The 4,713-nt window shown below is 72.8% G+C and carries 5 protein-coding genes; 4 read left to right on the top strand and 1 reads right to left on the bottom strand.

Annotated elements, in window-relative coordinates:
- From GSF22_RS30785 to sucD, 3 genes are all read left to right on the top strand, one after another.
- Positions 1 to 560, top strand: a 560-nt coding sequence (locus tag GSF22_RS30785) for a hypothetical protein (protein WP_208817423.1), incomplete at its 5' end; no start/stop codon positions are given.
- A 231-nt stretch (positions 561 to 791) separates the two neighbouring features.
- Positions 792 to 1,970 (top strand): ADP-forming succinate--CoA ligase subunit beta, encoded by a 1,179-nt coding sequence (gene sucC, locus GSF22_RS30790; RefSeq protein WP_208817424.1) that lies wholly within the window; start codon positions 792 to 794, stop codon positions 1,968 to 1,970.
- Positions 1,971 to 1,972: 2 nt separating this feature from the next.
- Positions 1,973 to 2,860, top strand: a complete 888-nt coding sequence (gene sucD / locus GSF22_RS30795; RefSeq protein WP_208817425.1) for a succinate--CoA ligase subunit alpha — start codon at positions 1,973 to 1,975, stop codon at positions 2,858 to 2,860.
- Positions 2,861 to 2,941: 81 nt separating this feature from the next.
- Here the strand turns inward: sucD and GSF22_RS30800 are convergent, their stop codons facing one another.
- On the bottom strand, positions 2,942 to 3,211 hold the full coding sequence (locus GSF22_RS30800; RefSeq protein ID WP_439957829.1) for a DUF4190 domain-containing protein: 270 nt from the start codon (positions 3,209 to 3,211) through the stop codon (positions 2,942 to 2,944).
- A 163-nt stretch (positions 3,212 to 3,374) separates the two neighbouring features.
- On the opposite strand from GSF22_RS30800, the gene GSF22_RS30805 reads away from it, so the two are divergent.
- A partial coding sequence (locus tag GSF22_RS30805) for a cell division protein PerM (protein WP_208817427.1) occupies positions 3,375 to 4,713 on the top strand: 1,339 nt, incomplete at its 3' end.

A 4,713-nucleotide genomic window follows, 5' to 3' on the forward strand; every position in this document is an offset into this window, starting at 1 on the left:
CCCCGGTCGTGGTCATCCGGCGGATCCCCACCGACCAGCCGTACGTGGTCCGGCCCAACGCCAGCAAACGGGCGGTCGTGTTCAGCGCCCTGCTGCTGTTCATCCTGGCCGTGCTGGTCTGCCCGGCGGGGCTCGCCGCCAGCTCCGCGGCCGACGCCGTGGGGCTGCTGCTCTTCCTGGCCGGCTTCGCCGTCGTCATCGGCCTGCTGCTCGGCCTGCAACTGTGGCTGCTGGTCTCCGGCGGCCCGGTCCTGGCCGCCGGACCGGCCGGCCTGTGGATCAAGACCCGACCTACCCGGGGGCAGGCGATCTGGCTGCCGTGGGAGGCCGTCGAACGGATCTACCCGCGCCGGTGGGGGCTGGAGAAGATGGTCTGCGTGAAGCCGCGCGACCCGCGTACCGGTGCGAACCTCGGCGCCTTCACCGCGCTGGACTCCGGTCTCCAACACCTCTTCTTCGGTACCGGTTTCACGGCGACCCTGAACTTCGCCGACCGGCCCGAGACGGAGATCACGCAGGCCCTCACCTACTACTCAGCCGGCCGCTGCCGGATCGGCTGAGCGCGGCTGGCACCAGGGTGCGCCGCAGCCGCGCCGGTCCGCATGCCCGGTCCCGGCGGGCGCCGGTGGGCTGTGCATTACCGCACACCCCGCACCCGCTCGGTTGCCGATGGTCGCCACCTCGCTAGGCTGCGCCCGATGGCCTGTTTGTTCCGCTGACGGGCGTCAACTTCATTTCACGCTGGCGGCGGCGCGACGGCGCGCCGCGGAGACGGGACGGGACGCGCAATCGTGGACCTGTACGAATACCAGGGGCGCGAGCTGTTCGAGCGGCACGGATTGCCCGTGCTCGCCGGCGGCGTCGCCACGACCCCGGAGGAGGCTCGGGCGATCGCCGAGCGCCTCGGTGGCCGAGTGGTCGTCAAGGCACAGGTGAAGGTCGGTGGCCGGGGCAAGGCCGGCGGCGTGAAACTGGCCGAGGGTGCCGACGAGGCGGTGGCCCGCTCCACCGACATCCTCGGCATGGACATCAAGGGTCACACCGTGCACAAGGTGATGATCACGGTGACCGCCGACATCGTCGAGGAGTACTACTTCTCGTACCTGCTCGACCGCGCGAACCGCACGTTCCTGTGCATCGCCAGCGTGGCCGGCGGGATGGACATCGAGCAGGTCGCCGCCGAGACCCCGGAGAAGGTCGCCAAGGTCGCCATCGACGCGAACGAGGGCGTCGACGAGGCGAAGGCCCGGGAGATCGCCGCGCTGGCCGGCTTCCCCGCCGAGGTGGCCGACCAGGTCGCCGCCATCGCGGTCCAGCTGTGGCAGGCGTTCGTCGCCGAGGACGCCACCCTGGTCGAGGTCAACCCGCTGGCCAAGACGGGCGACGGCACCGTGCTCTGCCTCGACGCCAAGGTCACCCTCGACGGCAACGCCGCGTTCCGGCACCCCGACCACGAGGCCCTGGTGGACCAGGCCGCGGTGGACCCGCTGGAGCAGCGCGCCAAGGAGAAGGACCTCAACTACGTCAAGCTCGACGGCGAGGTCGGCATCATCGGCAACGGCGCGGGTCTGGTCATGTCGACCCTCGACGTGGTGGCGTACGCGGGCGAGCGGCACGGCGGCGTCAAGCCGGCCAACTTCCTCGACATCGGTGGCGGCGCGAGTGCCGCGGTGATGGCCAACGGTCTGGAGATCGTCCTCTCCGACCCGTCGGTGCGCAGCGTCTTCGTCAACGTCTTCGGCGGCATCACCGCCTGCGACGAGGTCGCCAACGGCATCGTGCAGGCGCTGGCCCTGCTGGAGCAGCGCGGCGAGAAGGTCACCAAGCCGCTGGTCGTCCGTCTCGACGGCAACAACGCCGAGGCCGGCCGGGCGATTCTCGACGGTGCGGCCAACCCGCTCGTCGAGCGGGTGGACACTATGGATGGCGCGGCCGAGCGGGCCGCCGAGCTGGCGGCTGCGGGGGTCTGAAGATGGCGATCTGGCTGACCAAGGACTCGAAGGTCATCGTCCAGGGGATGACCGGTTCCGAGGGTTCCAAGCACACCCGGCGGATGCTGGCCGCCGGGACGAACATCGTCGGTGGCGTCAACCCGCGCAAGGCGGGGCAGACCGTCGACTTCGACGGCACCGAACTGCCGGTCTTCGCCGGCGTCGCGGACGCGATGAAGGAGACCGGCGCCGACGCGACGGTCATCTTCGTACCGCCGCAGTTCACCAAGGCTGCCGTGATCGAGGCGATCGACGCCGGGATCGGGCTGGCCGTGGTCATCACCGAGGGCGTCCCGGTGCACGACACCGCCGCGTTCTGGGCGTACAACGTGGCCCAGGGCGAGCGGACCCGGATCATCGGCCCGAACTGCCCCGGCATCGCCTCGCCCGGCGCCTCGAACGCCGGCATCATCCCGGCCGACATCACCGGCACCGGTCGGATCGGCCTGGTCAGCAAGAGCGGCACGCTGACCTACCAGATGATGTACGAACTGCGCGACATCGGTTTCTCCACCTGCGTCGGCATCGGCGGTGACCCGATCATCGGCACCACCCACATCGACGCGCTCAAGGCGTTCCAGGACGACCCGGAGACCGACGCGATCGTGATGATCGGCGAGATCGGTGGCGACGCCGAGGAGCGGGCCGCCGAGTACATCAAGGCGAACGTCACCAAGCCGGTGGTCGGTTACATCGCCGGCTTCACCGCCCCGCCCGGCAAGACCATGGGGCACGCCGGTGCGATCATCTCCGGCTCGTCCGGCACCGCCGAGGCGAAGCAGGCCGCGCTGGAGGCGGTGGGCGTCAAGGTCGGCAAGACCCCGACCGAGACCGCCAGGCTGATGCGGGAGATCATGTCCGCCAGCTGAGCCACCGTGCCGTACCCGGCCCCCGCCGGGTACGGCACGAGCGACGGAGCTGAGGGGGCCGGCCCGGGTGGGCCGGTCCCCTCAGTCGTTGTTGTTGTTCCAGTACGGGTAGTTGCCGGTGGCGTTGAGGATGAAGCTACCGATGATGTTCAGCACACCGGCCGCGATGGCCAGGTAGCCCAGTACCGGCGAGTTCCCGAACCGCTTGGCGTCCCGGATCGACAGGTATCCGAAGACGATGCCGAGGATGCCGCAGCAGATCAGGCCCAGCACGATGCCCAGGATCCCCCAGAGCATCGTCCGGTCCCGACCCATGGCTCCTCCTCGGGCGGGTGGGTATGGAGCGTTCACGGCTGCCTCCGTACACCTCGGCGCCGCGCCTGGAGCGCGGTGGCCTCCTCAGCCGAGGCTAGACCGGATCGGCGGCCGATGACCGTGGATCAACCGAACTCACCGCTGGTCCGGGCCGGTGTCGGTCAGCCAGGAACGGACCGACGTGCCAGAGTAGAGCACGATGTCCTCCCGCACCCCCGATCAACCCCGCAGACCCGCCGCCGACGTCGGTCCCGACGTCCGGCCGACCGGCCGTACCCGACCCGGGTCCGGGCCGACCCCGGTCGCCGGCCCGCCCCGGCGTACGCCGGCGTCCCGCCCCGCCGAACCGGCCCGCCGTCGCGCCCCGCTCGCCGTCGCCGCCGGGGTGGCGGTCGGCTGGGCGGCGATCGTGTCGTACCTGCCGGTCGCCGTGGTGCTGGCGCTGGCCCAGTTCACCGGGGGCGCCGGCAGCCTGGTCGGGGCGCTCCGGGCCGGGCTCGCCGGCTGGCTGCTCGGCCACGGCGTGCCCCTGAACACCCCGGCCGGACCGCTCAGTCTCGCCCCGCTCGCGCTGGCTGCGCTGGCCGCCTGGCGACTGGCCCGGGCCGGCGTGCACACCAGCCGGGCGATCGGTGCCCGCCGTACCGGCTCACCCCGGCAGGCACTCGTCGTGGCGGGTGCCGTCGGGCTCGGGTACGGCCTGCTCGGCGTACTCGCCGCCTGGCTGACCGGCCCGGGAACGCTCAAGGTGGCACCGGTACGGGCCGGACTCGTGCTGGCCGTCTTCGGTGCCTCGGCGGCTCTGGTGGGTGCGCTCGGCACCACCGGGGCGCTGGCCGTGCTGGCCCGGCGCACCCCGGCGGTCGTCCGCGACGCACTGCGTGGTGGGGCCGTCGCGGCGGCGCTGCTGCTCGCCGCCGGGGCCGGTGCGGCCGGCCTGGCCGTGGCCACCGGTGGCGGTGAGGCCAGCGACATGATCGGCGCGTACCGCACCGGGGTGGCCGGCCAGGCCGGGATCACCCTGGTCAGCCTGGCGTACGCGCCGAACGCCGCGATCTGGGCCGCCGCCTACCTGCTCGGTCCCGGCTTCGCGGTCGGTACCGACACGGCGGTGCGGACCACCGAGGTCTCCCTGGGGGCGCTCCCCGCCGTACCGCTGCTGGCCGGCCTGCCCAGCGGACCGGTCGGTCCGTTCGGTGCGGTGCTGCTCGCGGTGCCGGTGCTCGCCGGGATGGCCGCCGGTTGGCTGCTCGCCCGACGCCTGCTGCGGCTCGCCGCCGACGAACGGGCCACCGTCGGCTGGGCGCACCTGCTCGGCGCGGCCGGCGGCACCGGACCGGTCGCCGGAGTCCTGCTCGGCGCCGCCGCGGTGTTCTCCGGCGGGGCACTCGGGGACGGCCGGCTCGCCCAGATCGGCCCGGTGGCCTGGCAGGTGGCGGCCCTGGCCGCCCTGGTCATCGGGGTCGGCGCGATGATCGGGGCGGCGGCCACCCGGGGCCTGGCCCGGTCCGCCGAGCCACCCGCCGGACGGATACCCC

Origin of the sequence: Micromonospora echinofusca (genome assembly GCF_017614955.1) — a bacterium.
Lineage (GTDB): Bacteria > Actinomycetota > Actinomycetes > Mycobacteriales > Micromonosporaceae > Micromonospora > Micromonospora echinofusca_A.